The 18,160-nt window shown below is 62.7% G+C and carries 13 protein-coding genes; 5 read left to right on the top strand and 8 right to left on the bottom strand.

The annotated features are described in order from the left end of the window. The first annotated feature begins 9 nt into the window (after positions 1-9). A complete protein-coding gene (locus LZK81_RS06490; protein ID WP_233955567.1) occupies positions 10-2,961 on the top strand; it encodes a bifunctional [glutamine synthetase] adenylyltransferase/[glutamine synthetase]-adenylyl-L-tyrosine phosphorylase in 2,952 nt (983 codons plus the stop codon). A 38-nt stretch (positions 2,962-2,999) separates the two neighbouring features. On the opposite strand, the gene LZK81_RS06495 is transcribed toward LZK81_RS06490, so the two are convergent. Together LZK81_RS06495 and LZK81_RS06500 are read right to left on the bottom strand one after the other, a co-directional pair. Beyond that, positions 3,000-5,342: a PAS domain-containing sensor histidine kinase gene (locus LZK81_RS06495; protein ID WP_046628352.1), complete on the bottom strand. Its 2,343-nt coding sequence runs from the start codon at positions 5,340-5,342 to the stop codon at positions 3,000-3,002. 163 nt (positions 5,343-5,505) lie between these two features. Next, on the bottom strand, positions 5,506-6,708 hold the full coding sequence (locus LZK81_RS06500; RefSeq protein WP_046607666.1) for an MFS transporter: 1,203 nt from the start codon (positions 6,706-6,708) through the stop codon (positions 5,506-5,508). Between the two features lie 122 nt (positions 6,709-6,830). Here LZK81_RS06500 and LZK81_RS06505 point away from each other — a divergent pair, with 122 nt between their 5' ends. Continuing rightward, positions 6,831-7,394: a TetR/AcrR family transcriptional regulator gene (locus LZK81_RS06505; RefSeq protein WP_233955568.1), complete on the top strand. Its 564-nt coding sequence runs from the start codon at positions 6,831-6,833 to the stop codon at positions 7,392-7,394. A 16-nt stretch (positions 7,395-7,410) separates the two neighbouring features. Here LZK81_RS06505 and pepN read toward each other — a convergent pair whose 3' ends face one another. After that, the gene (gene pepN / locus LZK81_RS06510) at positions 7,411-10,059 is read right to left on the bottom strand and encodes an aminopeptidase N (RefSeq protein WP_233955569.1); all 2,649 of its coding nucleotides are present in this window, start codon (positions 10,057-10,059) and stop codon (positions 7,411-7,413) included. A 331-nt stretch (positions 10,060-10,390) separates the two neighbouring features. On the opposite strand from pepN, the gene LZK81_RS06515 reads away from it, so the two are divergent. Further along, on the top strand, positions 10,391-11,329 hold the full coding sequence (locus LZK81_RS06515; protein ID WP_233955570.1) for a DMT family transporter: 939 nt from the start codon (positions 10,391-10,393) through the stop codon (positions 11,327-11,329). Positions 11,330-11,356: 27 nt separating this feature from the next. On the opposite strand, the gene LZK81_RS06520 is transcribed toward LZK81_RS06515, so the two are convergent. The 5 genes from LZK81_RS06520 to LZK81_RS06540 all read right to left on the bottom strand — a co-directional run bounded on the left by LZK81_RS06520 (position 11,357) and on the right by LZK81_RS06540 (position 15,369). Further along, on the bottom strand, positions 11,357-11,509 hold the full coding sequence (locus tag LZK81_RS06520; protein ID WP_172717206.1) for a hypothetical protein: 153 nt from the start codon (positions 11,507-11,509) through the stop codon (positions 11,357-11,359). A gap of 26 nt (positions 11,510-11,535) precedes the next feature. Beyond that, entirely contained in the window at positions 11,536-11,727 is a 192-nt protein-coding gene (locus LZK81_RS06525) for a hypothetical protein (RefSeq protein ID WP_046607662.1), read from the bottom strand. A 176-nt stretch (positions 11,728-11,903) separates the two neighbouring features. Next, positions 11,904-12,800, bottom strand: coding sequence for a uracil-DNA glycosylase (locus LZK81_RS06530; protein WP_233955571.1), 897 nt, complete (start codon positions 12,798-12,800; stop codon positions 11,904-11,906). Positions 12,801-13,044: 244 nt separating this feature from the next. Beyond that, positions 13,045-14,337, bottom strand: coding sequence for an Hsp70 family protein (locus tag LZK81_RS06535; protein WP_233955572.1), 1,293 nt, complete (start codon positions 14,335-14,337; stop codon positions 13,045-13,047). Between the two features lie 141 nt (positions 14,338-14,478). Beyond that, on the bottom strand, positions 14,479-15,369 hold the full coding sequence (locus tag LZK81_RS06540; protein ID WP_046607716.1) for a LysR family transcriptional regulator: 891 nt from the start codon (positions 15,367-15,369) through the stop codon (positions 14,479-14,481). Positions 15,370-15,473: 104 nt separating this feature from the next. On the opposite strand from LZK81_RS06540, the gene blaOXA reads away from it, so the two are divergent. Together blaOXA and LZK81_RS06550 are read left to right on the top strand one after the other, a co-directional pair. Then, entirely contained in the window at positions 15,474-16,298 is an 825-nt protein-coding gene (blaOXA, locus tag LZK81_RS06545) for a class D beta-lactamase (RefSeq protein WP_233955573.1), read from the top strand. 296 nt (positions 16,299-16,594) lie between these two features. Continuing rightward, the gene (locus LZK81_RS06550) at positions 16,595-18,157 is read left to right on the top strand and encodes a hypothetical protein (RefSeq protein WP_233955574.1); all 1,563 of its coding nucleotides are present in this window, start codon (positions 16,595-16,597) and stop codon (positions 18,155-18,157) included. The last annotated feature ends 3 nt before the right edge of the window (positions 18,158-18,160 follow it).

Here is an 18,160-nt window from a genome sequence, read left to right on the forward strand (position 1 = left end):
GAGGTGCCAGTGTCGGAGACCGGAAATCGGCTCGATACGGTGAAGGCGGGGGTGATCCGCCCGCTGAACCAGACGGAAACCAAGGCGGCCATGGCGGCCTTGAAGGATATCGGCAAGTCCGAGCCTTCCGTCGCGGAACTGATTGGCAGGGATAGCGCGCTCAAGGATTTCATCGTCGCCGCCTTCACCCTCTCGCCTTACCTGCGCGATACTGCGGTCATCACGCCAAAACTTCTGTCGACTGCGATCACCGAACCGTTGGAGCCGACGCTCAACCGTCTGGTCGATACGGCGCGGCGGGCATGGCAGCTGAAGGACGGCAAGGCGCCATCCGAAAACGAGGTGATGACCGCGCTGCGTGCCGGCAAGCGTGCCCTGAGCTTCCTCGTCGCGCTTGCCGATCTCGCCCGTATCTTTTCCGCCAGGGACACGACGCGCTGGCTGAGCCTGTTTGCCGAAGCGTCCCTCGCGGCGGCGATCGATCACCTTCTGGTCGCCGGTCACGAGAGCGGCAAACTGAAGCTCGCCGACCTCGAAGAACCGAGCAAGGGCGCGGGCCTCATCGTGCTCGGCATGGGCAAGCTCGGCGGCCGCGAGCTCAACTATTCCTCCGACATTGATATCGTCGTCTTCTTCGACCCCGAAGCGGGCATCCTTGCCGATCCTCTCGATGGGTCGGAAGTCTACGGCCGGATGATGCGGCGGCTGATCCGCATCCTGCAGGAACGCACGGCAGATGGCTACGTGTTCCGCACCGACCTGCGCCTGCGCCCGGATCCCGGCTCGACGCCGCTCGCCGTCTCGCTCGATGCGGCGCTGATCTACTACGAGGGCCGCGGCCAGAACTGGGAGCGGGCGGCCTTTATCAAGGCGCGGCCGATCGCAGGTGATATTGCCGCTGGCGAAAATTTCATACGGCTGCTGACCCCCTTCGTGTTTCGCAAATATCTCGATTATGCGGCAATCGCCGACATCCATTCGATCAAGCGGCAGATCCATGTCCACAAGGGCCACGGCGCGATCGCCGTGAAGGGCCACGACGTCAAGCTCGGTCGCGGCGGCATCCGCGAGATCGAGTTCTTCGCCCAGACCCAGCAACTGATCGCTGGAGGCCGCATGCCGCCCCTGCGGGCTCGCGAAACGGAAACGGCGCTGAAGGCGCTCGCCGAGGCGCGGTGGATCACGCCTGACATCGCCGCCGAATTGACCGAGGCCTACTGGTTCCTGCGTGATGTCGAACACCGCATCCAGATGGTCCACGACGAACAGACCCACAACCTGCCGGAAACCGAGCCCGAACTGAAGAGTATCGCCTTCATGCTCGGTTTTGCAGATACCGCCAGCTTTTCCGCCAGGCTGGAATATGTACTGAAGACTGTCGAAAAACGTTATGCCCGGCTGTTCGAACAGGAGGCAAAACTGTCCGGCGGCGACGGCAATCTCGTCTTCACCGGCCAGCAGGACGATCCGGGCACGCTGAAGACGCTCGCCTCGCTCGGCTTCGAGCGGCCGGCCGACATTTCCCGCGTTATCCGCACCTGGCATTACGGCCGCTATCGCGCCACGCAATCGGCCGAGGCACGCGAGCGGCTGACCGAGCTGATGCCGGCGCTGCTGATGGCGTTCGGCGAGAGCAAGCGTGCCGACGAGGCGCTGCTGCGGTTCGACAGTTTCCTGAAGGGCCTGCCGGCCGGCATCCAGCTCTTCTCGCTGATCGGCAACAACCCGCCGCTGCTGGCGCTGATCGTCACGATCATGTCCTCGGCGCCGCGGCTTGCCGATATTATCGCCTCCAAGCCGCATGTCTTCGACGGCATGCTGGATCCCGGCCTGATGGCCGAACTGCCGACCCGCGACTATCTTTCCTATCGCCTGGCCGCATTCCTCACCGCCGGCCGGCACTACGAGGAAAAGCTCGACCGGCTGCGCATCTTTGCAGCCGAGCAGCGGTTCCTGATCGGCATCCGGCTGCTGACGGGGGCGATCTCGGGTGCTCAGGCGGCACGTGCCTTCACCCATCTCGCCGACCTCCTGATCGATGCGGCGCTGAAGGCGGTGACGGCGGAGATCCGCAGCGCCCATGGCCTTTATCCGGGCGGCCGTGTCGCCGTCATGGGCATGGGCAAGCTCGGCAGTTTCGAACTGACTGCCGGGTCCGACGTCGATCTCATCCTTCTTTACGATTACGATAGCGAGGCGACGGAAAGCGAGGGCGACAAGCCGCTCGATTCCAGCCGTTATTTTACCCGTCTGACGCAGCGGCTGGTCGCGGCGCTTTCGGCGCCGATGGCCGAGGGGGTGATCTTCGAAGTCGATCTGCGCTTGAGGCCGTCGGGCAACAAGGGGCCGGTCGCCACCCGTATCAATGCATTCGGCAAATACCAGCGCCAGGAGGCCTGGACCTGGGAACACATGGCGCTCACCCGCGCCCGGCTGATCTGCGGCGAGGAAAGCCTTGTCGACGAGGCGAAAGGCCTGATCCGCGAAGTTCTGTCGACCAAGCCCGATATCGCGAAGGTCGCCAAGGACGTTGCCGAGATGCGCGAGCTGATCGAGAAGGAAAAGCCGCCGCGCGATATCTGGGATTTCAAGCTGGTCTCCGGCGGCCTGATCGATATCGAGTTCATCGCCCAGTATCTGCGGCTGATAGCGCCGGCCAGGGGCGTGACGCTCGATACCTATGGTTTCAGCACGGAAGAAGCCCTGAAGGCGCTCGGCGAAAAGCTGATGAAGCCCGCCGACCTCGATATATGCCTGGAGGCGCTACGGTTTTTCACCGAGCTTTCGCAGATCGTCCGGCTCTGCGTCGATGGACCGTTCGATCCGGGCGATGCGCCCGCAGGGCTCGTCGAGCGCGTCTGCCGGGCAGGAGACTGCCCGGATATCCGCACGCTGGAGGGCGAGGTAAAGCGGCTCTCGAAGGCGGTGCGGGGAATATTCCATTCGGTTGTACGGAAGTGATGGGCGTCTCCGCCCCTCATCCGGTTTCGCGGTCGACCTCAGGCCACCCGCTTGCGACCGGCCAGCATCGGCTGGTCAGGGATGAGCAGCGAGACGACCGTGCCTTCGCCGACCCGTGAACGGATCCGCATCTTGCCGCCGTGCAGGCCGATCAGCGAGCGGGAAATGGCAAGTCCCAATCCCGAGCCGCCCTTGCTCTTGGCATACTGGCTCTGTACCTGCTCGAACGGCTGGCCGATCTTGTTGAGCGCTTCCATCGGAATGCCGATGCCGGTATCGGCGATCGTCAGCAGCACCCCTTTTTCCATCTTGCGGGCACGCAGTTCGATCCTGCCGCCGTGGTTGGTGAACTTGACCGCGTTGGAGAGGATGTTGAGCATCACCTGCTTCAATGCGCGGCGATCGGCCACCATGTGGAGGCTGTCGCACAGGCGCTGATGGATGGCGATCTGCTTGTCCTGGGCCGAGATCGAGGTGAGGCGCAGGCTTTCTTCGATCAGCGGCTTCAGGTCGACCGCCTCGCACTGGATGCGCATGTGGCCAGCCTCGATCTTCGACATGTCGAGAATGTCGTTGATGACGTTGAGGAGATGTTTGCCGCTGTCGTGGATGTCCTTGGAATATTCCGAATATTTCGGCGAGCCGAGCGGTCCGAACATGCCGTTCGTCAGGATTTCCGAGAAGCCGAGGATCGCGTTGAGCGGGGTCCTCAGTTCATGCGACATATTGGCGAGGAATTCCGACTTGGCCTTGTTGGCGGCCTCCGCACGATCCTTTTCCGCCTGATAGTTGGCGTTGGCGATCGAAAGTTCGGACTTCTGGCGCTCCAGCTTCTTCTGCGAAGAGGAAAGATCGCCGATCGTCGCCATCAGGCGGCGCTCGCTGTCGCGCAGCCGTTCCTGGTGGCGCTTCAGCAGCGTGATGTCGGTGCCGACCGAGACCAGGCCGCCGTCGCGGGTGCGGCGCTCGTTGATCTGCAGCCAGCGCTCATCGGCGAGCTGCACTTCCGTGGTGCGCGAAAGGCCGCTGCCGTCCGGATCGGCGACGCGGCGCTCGATGACCGGCCGCGCGGCGGCGGCGTTGACGGCGTGACGCTCGGTGCCGGGCACCAGCACGCTGTCGGGCAGGCCGTAAGCCTGCTGGAAATGAGTGTTGCACATCACCAGGCGGTCGTTCTTGTCCCACAGCACGAAGGCTTCCGACGTGCATTCGATCGCGTCCGCAAGACGCTGGTCGGCCTCTGCATAGCGCTGGGCAAGGCGATGCTGCTCCGTGACGTCCATGGCGATGCCGATGACGTGGGTACGGCCCTGGCTGGTCTTCACCAGCTGGGCGCGGGCGCGCATCCAGACATAGTGGCCGGCCGCATGGCGCATGCGAAAAACCTGGTCGACCTGCTTGGCATTGCCGCGGCTGATGGCGCGGGCGAGCGCGTAGATATTGCCGTCTGTCGGATGCATCATCCGTGCGGCATCGGTAAACGAGATGACGTTGCCGGCAGGCGGCAGGCCGAGCATCTCGTACATCGAACCCGACCAGAACAGGCGCCGGTTGCTGACGTCGAAATCCCACAGCCCGCAACGGCCGCGCGACAGCGCCGTCTCGATGCGCAGATTGGATTCGACGAAGGTTTCGTCGGCCTCGCGGGCGCGTTTCACCTGCATGTAATAGGCGTAGAGGATGACCAGCAGGATTGCAGAAATGCCAGTGAAGAGCGTGACGTTGAGGGACACGTCGTGACGCCACGCAAGATTGATGCTCTCCAGCGAATAGGCCGCCACGATCAGCACGCCTTCGCTGCCGACCATCTCGATGGCCGCGTAATGCGGAACTTCACCGAAATAGGTCTCGATCACGCCGCTCTCGTCGCCGAACCGCCGCAGTGCCGCGGTTTCCGGCAGGACGGAGGTCAGGCGCCTGCCGATATAGCTGGCGGCCTGCTTGGTCCCGCCGAAGATCCGGCCGGTTTCGTCGACGAAGAGGAAGAAGGCCTCGGCCTCCAGGCGTTCCTGCGGGAGAAAGGTTCCAAGGCGTTTTTCTGCGGCGGCGCGGTCCCGACCGATGAGTGCCGTTGCGTCGCCTGAGAAGGCGGCACTCGCGGTGGCCGCCATCAGCGCGGTCGCCTGCCGTGCGGCATCTTCCATCCGCGTGTATTCGGAGACGATGCCGAGAATGCGCGACGCGGCAACGACGGTGAGGAATGCGATGATAAGAAGGGGGATCGAACGCTTGAGAACGAGTTCCACCCGCGGCAGCTGCCGCGCGATGGGCTTGACGGAGAGTCGGGCCTCATCCGGGATGACCCGCCGCAAACTTCCAAGGCTTGGAAATTTAAGACGCAGCCGCCCCTCGGCCGCGGTTGCCCGCTGCACGTCCGACATGGTTTTCATGGTGTCCCTCATGGTGATTCGGCGCGCCGCTCGCCCGAATCTGCCTTAATGAATCATTAGTGATTCTTCGTGTCCAGAGGCTTGCTAAGATTTTTTTAACGATTTGATTCAATTGCGAATCGGAAGAGTCCCGCGGGGCGGCAAACCGACCGTCTCAGGAGACGGCCGGGCTTTCGGAAAGGTTAGCGCGTGTAGCCGCAATCGAAATCACCGCCAGCGTGATGATTGCACCACCATAGACATACGCGGTATTGGAGAGGCCGAGCGTCGGAGCGATCAGTCCGGCGACAATCGCCGGGATCGAAAAGGCGAGGTAGCTCTCGACCAGGAAGGCTGCGAACAGACCGGCTCTTTCATGGCTCTCGGCAAGCGGCAGGACGACCTTCAGAATGTTGGAAAAGATCGATCCGAACCCGAGGCCGGCCACCGCCGTGCCGAGGAAGAGGAGCCAGACCGCCTGCAGGTGTACGCCTGAGAGCGTGATCAGGACGCCGATCATCAACGCGGTCGTGCCGGTCGACAGAACCCGCTGGGGCGTCCATGCACGGAACACGAAGACCGAGGCGGTGGCGCTCAGCATCAGCGTCGCGACGACCGTGCCGCCCACGAAGGGCGAGGTGATGCCGGTCGCAACCGCAACCAGCGTCGGCATCAGCGACAGATAGAAGCCCCCGAGTGCCCAGCCGGCGACATTGACCGGCGTGACCTTGAGAAGCGTCGTGCGGGCCCGCGGCGGCACGCTGATATGCGGACGCATGGCGGCGAGCGCGCCCGGCCGTCCGGTGATGGTCTCCGGCATGAAGGCCAGCGCGATGATGCCGGCCACCGTCACGATGAAAAGAAGCGCGTAGATGAGGTGCGTCGGCGCGGGTGCGAAGGCGACCAGCGTGCCGCCGGCAAGCGTGCCGACCATCAGGCCGAGAAAGGCGGTGATGCTGTTGAGCGTCGGCCCTCTGCGCTTGTCGGTATCGAGGATCGTCGCCCCGAAGGTCGGGAAGGCGATCCCGGTCGCGAAACCCTGGACGATACGGCCGACGAGCAGCATCGTGCCCGATTCAGCCAGCATGAAGACGATCAGCGCCGCAGCATTGAAGATCAGTGCCAGCAGGATCAGCGGGCGGCGCCCGAGATAGTCCGAAAGCCCGCCGACGGTCAGAAGCGCTGCGAGCAGTGCGAAGGAGTAGGAGCCGAAGATCAGGGTGATCATCGCCGGCGAGAGATGGAAGAGTTCCTGGTAGAGATGGTAGAGCGGCGTCGGCGCGCTGCTGGTTGCGGAGATCAGGACAGCACCGAGGAAACTGTAGGCCGTCATCCGTAGCGCGGACGGCGAAGGGGAGGCGGGGAGGATATTGCTCATGGCGTTTCACCTTAACGCAATTTTTTCGCGTTAGCCGGATGTAGTTGTATTCCTCCATTAATGCAATATCTTTGCATTAAGAGATTTGATATTTCCGGCGACGCGCCGGCAAGGAGAACAGAATGGCCAGGGAGATGGTGCGCCAGGGTGGGCGCAGTGCCCGCATCCAGTCCGAAGTGCATCGCACGGTCCAGGATCTGCTGAAGACGATGGATCGCGGCGAGATCACCGTGCCGATGATTGCGGAAAGATCTGGCGTGACGCCGTCGACCATCTATCGCCGCTGGGGGGATCTGTCGGAACTCCTGGCGGATGTCGCGGTCGCCCGCATGCGGCCGGTCGCCGACCCGGAAGATACCGGCGCGATGGAGTCCGATCTCGAAACCTTCATTCTTCAATATGCGGAGGAGATGTCGTCGAAGGTCGGACGCTCGATGCTGGCGGATGTGCTGGGCAGCATGGAGGGCAATGCGGCGGGCCGCTGCTGCCAGTTTACCTATGATCACCTGGAGACGTTGCGTGAGCGGGCGTTGACCCGCGGCGAGAGCGCCTTCGACGTAAGCGAAGCGATCGACTCCATCGTCGCGCCGATCATCTACCACATCCTGTTCGGTGATCGCGAGCTGACGACCGACTATTGCCGCTCGCTGGTTTCCCGCTTCCTGCAAAAATTCGCCGGCGCTTGAAGCCGGCGCCTTAGGCTCAGCTTTTCAGCATTCGCTCGACGATGTCTCGCACGTCGGTCGAAAGCGTTGCAGCCTGTTCGATCGTGGCCAACGCCGCGCGGGCATGGTCGGCGCGCTGCGGTTCCAGCGATCGCCACGAACGCATCGAGGTCAGGATCCGGGCCGCAAGCTGCGGATTGCGCGGGTCGATCGCCAGGATCTGTTCGGCCAGGAACCGGTAACCTTCGCCGTCGGCACGGTTGAAGCCGGTCGGATTGCCGAAGGCGAACGTGCCGATCAGCGACCGCACCCGGTTCGGATTGGTGGCGATGAAGCGCGGGTTTTCCATCAGCGCCCTGACGCGGGCAAGCGCGCCCGCGCCGGGAATGGTCGCCTGGGTCGAGAACCACTTGTCGACGACCAGAGCATTGCCGTCGAAGCGCGCGAGGAACGTGGCAAGCGCGTCTGTCGTTTCCGGTGCGTCCGGGAAACGATGGGCAAGCACCGCCAGCGCCTGGGCGAGATCGGTCATGTTGTCGGCAGACACGAAGGCAGCGGCGGCACGGGCCGGCGTTCCTTCCGCATAGGTCAGGTAGGACAGCGCGGTGTTGCGCAGCGACCGCTTGCCGGCGCTTGCCGCATCCGGCGTGAAGGCGCCATCGACCTTCATGTCCTCGAACAGGCGCAGGAAGGTCTTGGTCCCGGCCTTGGCGATCTCCGAAAGAATGGCGTTGCGGCCCGCATGGATCGCATCCGGGTCGTTGTTGCCGCCGAGTTCGCGGGCAATGTCGGCCTCGCTCGGCAGCGCCAGCGCCTGGGCGCGGAAGGCGGGTTCGAGCGTCTCATCGCCGGCAGCTTCCAGAAGGGCCGCGACGAAAGACGGGTCGCAGGTGATGTCCTTGCCGTCACGCGCGTCGCGCGCCGCCTGCATCAGGTTCGGCAGCGCAAGATCGGTCAGCGCCTGCCAGCGGGCGAAGAGATCCGTGTCGTGGCGGGCGATATGGGCAAGATCGGCCGGCGTCTGGTCGAGATGCAGGTTGATCGGCGCCGAGAAAGAACGGTTGAGCGACAGGACCGGACGGGAGGAAATGCCCGAAAAGGTAAAGGTCTGCCGGCGCTCGGTCAGATGCAGCACCTCGCCGGTGACTTCGCCGCCTGCGACCTTGGTCGGCACTGCTGCCGAGCCGTTGCCGAGGATGAGCGCGAAGGAGAGCGGAATGTACATCGGCTCCTTGGCGGTCTGGCCAGGGGTCGCCGGGATCATCTGCTCGAGCGACAGGGTGAACGTGGCGCTTGCCTGGTCGTAGTCGCTCGACACGGTGACCAAGGGCGTACCGGCCTGGTGGTACCAGAGCGAGAACTGCGTGAGATCGCGGCCGCTCGCATCCTCAAACGACTTGACGAAATCCTCGACCGTCGCGGCCTGGCCGTCATGGCGCTCGAAATAGATATCCATGCCCGCCTTGAAGTCGTCACGGCCGAGAAGCGTGGCGATCATGCGGGTGACTTCCGAGCCCTTTTCGTAGACGGTCGTCGTGTAGAAATTGTTGATCTCGCGGTATTTGGTCGGGCGGACCGGATGCGCGAGCGGGCCGGCATCCTCCGGGAACTGTTCCGATTTCAAATGCCGCACTTCCGCGATGCGCTTCACCGCGCGCGAGCGCTGGTCGGCGGAAAATTCGTGGTCGCGATAGACCGTCAGGCCTTCCTTGAGGCAGAGCTGGAACCAGTCGCGGCAGGTGATGCGGTTGCCGGTCCAGTTGTGGAAATACTCGTGGGCGATGATCGCCTCGATATTGGCATAGTCCTGGTCGGTCGCGGTTTCCGGGTCGGCGAGCACGTATTTGTCGTTGAAGACGTTGAGGCCCTTGTTCTCCATGGCTCCCATGTTGAAGTCGGACACCGCGACGATCATGAAGATGTCGAGGTCGTATTCGCGGCCGAACCGCTCCTCGTCCCACTTCATCGAGCGTTTCAGCGCGTCCATGGCGTAAGCCGCGCGCGCCTCCTTGCCGTGCTCCACATAGATCTTCAGCGTGACCTCACGCTCGGACATGGTGACGAACGTGTCCTCGACCACGCCGAGATCGCCGGCGACCAGCGCGAACAGGTAGCTCGGCTTCGGATGCGGGTCGAACCAGGCGGCGAACGCGCGGCCTTCGTCGTAACCGGCGCCGCCCAGGAAATTCCCGTTCGACAGCATGACCGGGTTGGCGGCCTTGTCGCCGATGATGGTGATCGTATAGGGCGCCAGCACGTCCGGCCGGTCCGGGAAATAGCTGATGCGGCGGAAGCCTTCGGCCTCGCACTGGGTGCAGTAGACGCCGTTGGTGCGGTAGAGGCCCATCAGCTGGGTATTGGCTTCCGGGTTGATGTAGGTGGTGACCGTGATTTCGAACGGAGATTCAGCCGGTAGGTCGCGGATCGTCAGGCTTTCCGGCGTCGCATCGTACTGCGCCGCGGGCACTTCGTTCTGGTCGAGCAGCAGTCCGGACAGCGTTAGTTCGTCGCCATCCAACACCAGCGGCGCCGAGAGGTCGACACCTTCGCGCCGGTGGAAGATCAGTCGCGCATCAACCTTGGTGTTGGTCGGGTCGAGCTCGAAGGTCAGATCGACGCGTTCCAGGACGAAGTCGGTGGGGCGGTAATCTGCCAGATGAACGATCTGGCCCGTATCTGTTCGCATGTTGCTTCCTGAACCGGCTCTTCAAATTGTTGTCGGGAGTTTCGCAGCACTCCCGTCGAACTGGCACACACACCCGTCGCCGCGCGGATAATTGCACGCAATGCTAAACGATTGTTGAAACTTCGGCCAAAATAAAGCGTCATTTCGATCCAGTATATTTCGCGCAATCTTTCACAAGGTCACGGATATTGATCGACCTATCATCAGTTTTGATCCCCTTCACGGCACTTTTCCGTTACTTTGTCGTCAAACTGAATCCTCCCGGATTGTCTCTCCAACACGCCCCGTCCGCGCGGACTGGATTTCCGCCTAAAATCCCCATGAGTTGTTGATGTCCGCCGATGCCCTGAATCCCCTGCGTGGGATCATGTTCAAAGTCACCTCCGTGGTGGTCTTCGTGATGATGCAGACCTGTATTAAGTCCGCAGGTCCCGATATCCCGGCGGGGCAGATCACATTCTACCGTTCCGCCTTCGCGCTCGTGCCGATCATGGTCTATCTCGCCTTCCAGGGCGAGTTGCGTGGCGCCTTCCACACGAACAGCCTGACCGGCCATGTGAAGCGGGGCTTTCTCGGCATCCTGTCGATGGTTTTCGGCTTTTACGGCCTGGTGCACCTGCCGATGCCGGATGCGATCGCGATCGGTTATTCCTCGCCGCTCCTGGCGGTCGTCTTTGCCGCGATATTCCTCAAGGAGACGGTGCGCATCTACCGCTGGACGGCGGTCATGATCGGCATGGTCGGCGTGGTGATCATTTCCTGGCCGAAGCTCACCATGTTCGAACAGGGCGGAATGGGCTCGGAGCAGGCGATGGGCGCCGCCTCCGTCATCCTCTCGGCGGTGCTGGCGGGCTTTGCGATGATCCAGACGCGCCAGCTCGTGCGCACCGAGAAGACGGCGACGATCGTGCTCTATTTCTCGCTTTCGGGCGCGCTGTTTTCACTGCTCAGCCTGCCCTTCGGCTGGACGGCGCTGACGATGCCTGAGAAGCTCTTCTTGATCGGCTCCGGATTCTGCGGCGGCATCGGACAGATTTTGCTGACCGAAAGCTACCGCAATGCGGATGTATCGACGGTCGCGCCGTTCGAATACACCTCGATCCTTCTCGGGATCTGCATCGCCTATGTTCTGTTCGGGGATGTGCCGACGGCGGCCATGCTGGTCGGGACGGCGATCACGATATCGGCGGGGATTTTCATCATTTACCGCGAGCATCAATTGGGGCTCGAGCGGAAAGCGGCGCGCAAGGCTTCGCCGCCCGGGGCTTGACCCCCGGGACTTGAGAAAGTCGGATGCTTAAAGCGGGATAGCCGCTGCGACCGGGTTGGCCGCTTCGGTAGACGCACGGACAGCACCGGCGCGGCTATATTCGCGCGAGGCGTTCACGGCAGCGCCGATGTGAGAAAAGTTCTCGCGCAGGGTGCGGATCGGGTGGAAAATGGCCGTCATGGCTGATGCTTCCTTGGGTCGCGCGATCAACGTTCGCGGAAATCGGCGAAGACCGAAGCCGGACGAGTGACGCCTACCGGGCGCGCCAGGGCGCAGGAGGTGAGCTGCTCGTTCGTCGCGGAGCCGAAATGGTGATAGCCCTTCGTCGAGCGCGGCGACAGGCCGGCGATGCGAAGAGTTTCGAAACCCGAATGGATCGGGCGGAAGCGGGTCGTCATTGGCCTTGGTTCCTTAAACCTAGAATTCCTCCCAAGACACAGGGCTAATATTGCAATGCAACATCGATTCTGCAATGCAGCAAAACGCTGCGCTGCCATGCGCCGATTGCATGGCATTTTTCATATTTCCGTAACTTTACTCGAATTATGGTTCAATCTGCCTGAAATGCGGGCAATCACTGCGCCGACAAACGCATTTTGAACATCAAAAGGTCCTGCCAGGCGAGCGCCTTGTTGGCAGGAGCCGCGAGCAGTTCCTGCGGATGCAGGGTGGCGATTGCCGAAAGCGTCACGCCGCCGAAACCAATGTCCCGCCATTCGCCGCGCATCGAATGGATCGTCCCATTGCCGCCGAAGAAGAAACGGGCCGGGAAATTGCCGAGTAGCAGCAGGAGTTTCGGCTCGGCGAGCGCTACCTGGCGTTCCAGGAACGGCCGGCAGATGTCCATCTCGGCCTGCGACGGCATGCGGTTGCCCGGCGGTCGCCACGGGATGACATTGGTGAGCAGAACGCCGTCGCGGGAAAGCCCGATCGCGCCGAGCATGCGATCCAGCAACTGCCCCTGCCGCCCGGAGAAGGGAATGCCATCGCGGTCGTCGTCGGCATTCGGCATCGGGCCGATCACCATGATGCCGGACGCGGGATCGCCGCTTGCAAACACCGTGTTGCGCGCGCCGTTCTTCAGGTTGCAGCCGTTGAAGGTTCCGAGCGCGGTCTTGAGCTCCTCGAGCGAGCGGGCGCTTTCGGCTGCGAATCGCGCCGAGGCGACTGCCTGCTCGTCGGGCACCGATACGGGCGCGGAGGCAGGCGGCGGTGCTGCGGCGCGCGCCGTCGGAGCGGTACGTTTCGGCGCCGCGGGACCAGCGTCCCCCGTTCGGGCCTGCTCATTCTGGGCCGGCTGTTGCCGGGCAGACGCGGGCGCCCTAGCATCGGCCTGCGCCGCCTTCTGGGCGGCAAACTGCGCAAACCGGTCCGCCGGCTCGTCCTCGACAAGCCACTCCACGCCCGCATCCGCATAGAAATGCAGGAGGGCGGCGAGCTCGGGGGCGTCCATGTCTTTGGCGAGGTTCATCGGACTTACACTACAGCATGTGGCGCGGGAGAGGGAACCGGTTTCGGGCCGGAACGAGCGATGACATGTGGAAGGAGACGGTGCGGCAGTTTCCCTATAATCTCCCCCCTTGCGGGGGAGATGTCACCAGAGGTGACAGAGGGGGTGGCGCCGCGAATTCAACTGTCGAAGAGTGTGCCGCGACACCCCCCTCTGCCCTGCCGGGCATCTCCCCCACAAGGGGGGAGATCGGCTGGGCGCGCCCTCAAGCCGCCCATTGCGCGACATTGTCGCTCTCGCCGATCAGCGCCAGGCCGTGGGCGATCGACAGCAGTTCGCCGCCGCTCTCGATCTTGCCAGCATCGAACCGCCGCGTGAAGATGCTCCGCACGGCCGGCACGAAGGAGGTGCCGCCGGTCAGGAACACCTTGTCGATTTCGGAGGGCGCGGTGCCGGTCTTTTCCAGCACCTCGTCCAGCGCGCCTTCGATGCGGCCGAGGTCTTCGGCGATCCAGCCTTCGAAATCGGAGCGCTTCACCATCTTGCGGCCGGCACGCCCAAGCGGCGCGAAACTGAACTCCGCTTCCTCCGCATGCGACAGCGCCATCTTGGTCGCCGAAATCGCCTGGTAGAGCGGGTAACCCTCGTCGTGGTCGACGAGATCGACGAACAGTTCGAGCTTTTCCGGCTCCAGCGCCGAGCGCACCAGCGATTTCAGGTCGGCGAATTCGCGCGTGGTCTTGAAGATCGACAGCTGGTTCCAGCGGCCGAAATTGACGTAATAGCCGGCCGGCACGTCGAGCACCTTGTCGAAACTCTTGAACTTGCTGCCCTTGCCGATTTCCGGCGATACCAGGTTGTCGATCATCCGGTAGTCGAAATGGTCGCCCGCAACGCCGACGCCGGAATGTCCGATCGGGGTGGCGGTCAGCTTGCCGGCCTTGGTTTCGAAGCGGATCAGCGAATAGTCGGTCGTGCCGCCGCCGAAGTCGGCGACGAGGACGGTCGCATCGCTCTTCAGCGTCTGGGCGAAGTAATAGGCGGCCGCGACCGGTTCGTAGACATAGTGGATTTCCGGAAAGCCGAGCCGCGTCAGCGCCTCGTTGTAGCGCTCGGTCGCAAGCTTGGGATCCGGGTTGGCACCGGCAAAATGCACCGGCCGTCCGGCGATCACCCGCGACACGTCGGTCGGCCAGTTGTCGTCCGCATAGATCTTCAGGCGCTTCAGGAAGATTTCCATCAGGTCTTCGAAGACATGCCGGCGAGCAAACACCAGCGTGCCCTGGAAGAGAGCGCTCGCCGCAAACGTCTTGATCGACTGCAGGAAACGACAGTCGCCGGGATTGTCGATGAACTGGCGGATTGCCGCCTGTCCAGCCTCGACCTTCAGCGCCTGCGCGCCCATCACCGGATCCTTCATGAAGGAGAGCGCGGTGCGCATCGAATCGCTCTCGCCGGCGCTGCTAGTGAAGCGCATCGAATGCGTGGTACTGCCGCCATCCGCCAGTGCCAGAACCGTATTCGTCGTGCCGAAATCAAGCCCGAGCGCCCGTGCCATCGCCGTGCTCCTTTTATCCGTGGAAGATCATTGAACCGGAGCGATGAGGCTCCGAATGCGAAAAGGGCGCTGCTGGCGCCCCGGAATTTTTGAGAGGGCGCGTGATCGCATAAGGTCGCCGGGATGGCAAGCCCGGAAGCCCTAGATTTCCAGCTGCCGCCGCGTCTCCGTCGCCTGTTCCGCGAGCCAGTTCTTGAACATTTCCATGGCCGGCGTCACGGTGCGGGACTTGAGCCGCGTCAGCCAGTAACTGCCCTTGGAAATATAGATTGGAAACGGCTGTTCGATCATGCCGGCGGCAAGCTGGCGGGAGAACATCAGGGGAGGGGCGAGCGCCACGCCGGCGCCTTGCATCGCCGCTTCGACCATCAGCACGGAACTGTCGAACACCAGCCCGCGGATCTGCGGCGAGGCGACTTGCGCCGCCTCGAACCAGCTCGGCCATTCGTCGGCGCGGTAGGAACGCAGCAGCACCTGGTGGGCGACATCCTCCGGGGTCTTGAGCTGGCGGGCGATCGGCGGAATGCAGAGGACGGAAAGCGGCGCCTCGAATAGCGGCTCCGCCTCGATATCGTGCCAGGCGCCGTTGCCGAACTTGATCGTGTAGTCGAGCCCTTCGGCGGCGATGTCGACGCGATTGTTGTTGGTCGAGAGCCTGAGATCGATGAACGGGTATTTCTCCCGGAAGTCGGCGAGCCGCGGCAGCAGCCAGCCGACCGCAAGCGTTCCGACCGCGCCGAGCTTCAGCACCTCGCGCACATGCCCGTCTTCGAAGCGCTCCAGCATGGCGGCCATGCGGTCGAAACTGTCCTGCAGCGCCGGCAGCAGCGCCAGACCCTCCTCGGTGATCATCAGCCCGCGCGGCAGGCGACGGAACAGCGTCACGCCGAGCCGCTGTTCGAGCAGCTTCACCTGATGGCTGACGGCTGCCTGGGTGACGCAGAGCTCGATCGATGCGCGGGTGAAGGAGAGATGCCGCGCGGCCGCCTCGAAGGCCCGTAGCGCGTTCAGCGGCAAATATGGTCGAACCATGGCCATGCCCTAATTTTATTCATGCCTGACCGCAGATATCATCGTTTGATTGGGGCTCGCAAGCCGACCTAGAAAAGCCGTGTCACCCCAATTGGAGCACCGCGATGGCTTTCAGAAACTCTTTTCTTCTGGCATTTTCTCTCGGAATTACCACGACTTTTCTCGATTGCACCTCCGCTGGCGCCGCCGATCCGATCCGCTGCACCGTCATCATCGACGAGGAGAGTGGCGATGCGCTCTACCGCCAGGGTACCTGTGATCAGGGCTTTTATCCCCAATCGACCTTCAAACTGCCTTTGGCCATGATGGGCTACGATGCAGGCATCCTCACCGACGCCCAGAACCCGCGCTGGAAATACCAGGCGAAGTTCAAGGGGCCGGAGCGGGTGAAGAAGGATGTCGATCCGCTGATCTGGGAAAAGGAATCGATCGTCTGGTACTCGCAGGAAATCACCCGCAAGCTCGGCAAGCCCAAATTCGCGGACTACATCCAGCGCTTCGGCTACGGCAACCGCGATGTCTCCGGCGGCCCGGGCAATACCGACGGCCTGACCGAATCCTGGTTGATGTCTTCGCTGAAGATTTCGGCCGACCAGCAGGTCCAGTTCCTGCGCCGTTTCCTCAACGGCGGCCTGCCGATCTCCGAACATGCGGTCGACATGACGCTTGCGATCGTGCCGCATTTCGAGGCGGGCGACGGCTGGGACATCCAGGGCAAGACCGGTTCCGGCTGGCTGCGCGACAAGGCCGGCAAGGTCGATTATGACCGCCCACTCGGCTGGTTCGTCGGCTGGGCGATGAAGGATGAGCGGCGCGTCATCTTCGCAAGGCTGCTGGTCGATACCAAACGCTATCCGAACGACCCGATCAGCTTCGTGGTACGGGATTCGCTGATCCGCGATTTCCCGAAACTGGCCGAAAGTTTCTGATTTTCCGGCACCTTACCTGAAACTGAAAGCGGCCGGGCGACCCCCAAGCCCGACCGCCACAGCGCGTACGCAGTACTACGCTGCACCACCTATAAGAAGCTTTAGAGGTGTCTAATGCAAACGGAGTTCGATATTCAGGTTATTCATTAACGTTACCCTAACCGTATTTGTCGCCGACGCGGCGGTCCGCGACATTCCTAGCTCCATCAGGCGAATTGTCGGTGGGGAAGGCGCAACCTATCCTAGCGCACGCCTGCCCATCCACCATCCACGTTTCCTCGGAGTTTATTGTGAGCATGAGGCGCATCTTCTGGGCGGCCTTTGTGTGTCTGGCGCTGGCGATGCCGGCCCAAAGTCAGGAACCCGATGCCAATGCCATCCTCGGGGAGTGGGCCGGGCGCTACGACTGCGCATCGGAGCGGCTGGAGGCGACGGTGACCCTCAAGCTACGCGGACAGATCCGCGAAGGTGTGGTTTCCCTCACTCTCCCCGGCACGGGAAAACCCGCCGCCGTCTTCACGGTAAGAGCAAGCTTGAGGCAGGACGGTCTGATCGAGCTCGCGATGGTGAGCTGGCGGCAAAACCCCAATGGCTACAAGCCGGTGATGCTGCTCGGCCAGGTCTCTCCGGACGGCAAGCGATATACCGGGGATATCCAGAACTGCGGCTCGTTCGAGTTCAGTCGTACAAAGCCGCCGTCGAAGGAAGACCTGGAACGGATAGCGAGAGGGGAGGACGACCCGCGCAGGCACAAGGAAAAGGCGTGCCAGGCGCTCGCCGATTACGGCAAGCGGATGGACTGCATTGTCGAGGCACGGAACACGCCCCGCTTCGGTCGAGGCCTTCCCAACCAGCTATTGAGAGAAGCCTGCGAGAGCGCCTTCAGAAACTTTGATCCGGTCAGCACGCCCGAGTGCCTTGGCGGCATCCTGTTCATCGACGACCGCGGCGGTACGGGAAGCGATTTCCTTAAAGGCGTCAGCTCGTGCAGGCAGTTCGTCAGTCGCGCGCACGGAATGATCGAACGCAAGTTTCCCCTGGAGGCCGCCGCTTCCTGGCGCCGTGACGCCACAGGCCCCAAGACCTGCGAAAATCTGGATGCCATGCGCGTTCCGCTGGGGATGCCCGCCCTCAGCACATGCAAGCGATCGGCCGGCAATATCGGAGAGGAACTTGTCAACTGCTCCGGCACGGAAACCACCGATCCGGAATTCGCCCGGATGTGGAAGGCGGCATTCGAGGAATGCGTGACAGGCAAGCAGATCGGCATGTACCGGACCATCAAGAAGGCGAGGTACGAAAACTTCCAGGCCGGTCTCTTCGATCTGAGCTGCGCAGACGTTTTCGCCCTGGTGGAGAAGCACAAGATCGTCGACAGCGCGGAAATCGACAGGGGCCGCCAGCAGATGGCCGCCCTTGAAGGCAAGCGCCCGCCTCGTGACGACGAGGTGATCGAGGCGTTGAAAGTGGCGATCACCAGGAAGTATAGCTGCGACGACGGCGGTCACCAGTTCAACCGGGAACGCTTCGGTTGCAACATCGGATATGGCAGAAGCCGAGACGGCGCGGCGATTGCCGACGAGATCAACAAAATCTTCGGGCGGATCATGAATGACGGGGTCACCGTCAATCTAGGCCTCGTGGGCGCCGAGCTTTTTTCGTGTGCCGGTTCGGGAAGCTCCTACACCTGCACGTATGGGATCGAGCTGACCTGCAGCTTCACCGGCATGGTCGCCGCCCCCCACCCGGATCCCACGGCGCTGGCTTCGGCGAAAATACACTGCGGCCGGTACACCGAACCATATCAGCGTCAGTCCGTATTCACCTGGGAAGGCGGCCGATACGTCACCAACCTCTGATCT

The sequence above is a fragment of the Neorhizobium galegae genome (genome assembly GCF_021391675.1).
GTDB classification, from domain to species: domain Bacteria; phylum Pseudomonadota; class Alphaproteobacteria; order Rhizobiales; family Rhizobiaceae; genus Neorhizobium; species Neorhizobium galegae_B.

Coding starts and splice junctions, on each gene's coding strand:
- LZK81_RS06495 (WP_046628352.1), bottom strand. CDS start 5,342: ATGTCGGACGTGCAGCGGGCAACCGCGGCCGAGGGGCGGCTGCGTCTT.
- LZK81_RS06500 (WP_046607666.1), bottom strand. CDS start 6,708: ATGAGCAATATCCTCCCCGCCTCCCCTTCGCCGTCCGCGCTACGGATG.
- LZK81_RS06505 (WP_233955568.1), top strand. CDS start 6,831: ATGGCCAGGGAGATGGTGCGCCAGGGTGGGCGCAGTGCCCGCATCCAG.
- pepN (WP_233955569.1), bottom strand. CDS start 10,059: ATGCGAACAGATACGGGCCAGATCGTTCATCTGGCAGATTACCGCCCC.
- LZK81_RS06515 (WP_233955570.1), top strand. CDS start 10,391: ATGTCCGCCGATGCCCTGAATCCCCTGCGTGGGATCATGTTCAAAGTC.
- LZK81_RS06520 (WP_172717206.1), bottom strand. CDS start 11,509: ATGACGGCCATTTTCCACCCGATCCGCACCCTGCGCGAGAACTTTTCT.
- LZK81_RS06525 (WP_046607662.1), bottom strand. CDS start 11,727: ATGACGACCCGCTTCCGCCCGATCCATTCGGGTTTCGAAACTCTTCGC.
- LZK81_RS06530 (WP_233955571.1), bottom strand. CDS start 12,800: ATGAACCTCGCCAAAGACATGGACGCCCCCGAGCTCGCCGCCCTCCTG.
- LZK81_RS06535 (WP_233955572.1), bottom strand. CDS start 14,337: ATGGCACGGGCGCTCGGGCTTGATTTCGGCACGACGAATACGGTTCTG.
- LZK81_RS06540 (WP_046607716.1), bottom strand. CDS start 15,369: ATGGTTCGACCATATTTGCCGCTGAACGCGCTACGGGCCTTCGAGGCG.
- blaOXA (WP_233955573.1), top strand. CDS start 15,474: ATGGCTTTCAGAAACTCTTTTCTTCTGGCATTTTCTCTCGGAATTACC.
- LZK81_RS06550 (WP_233955574.1), top strand. CDS start 16,595: ATGAGGCGCATCTTCTGGGCGGCCTTTGTGTGTCTGGCGCTGGCGATG.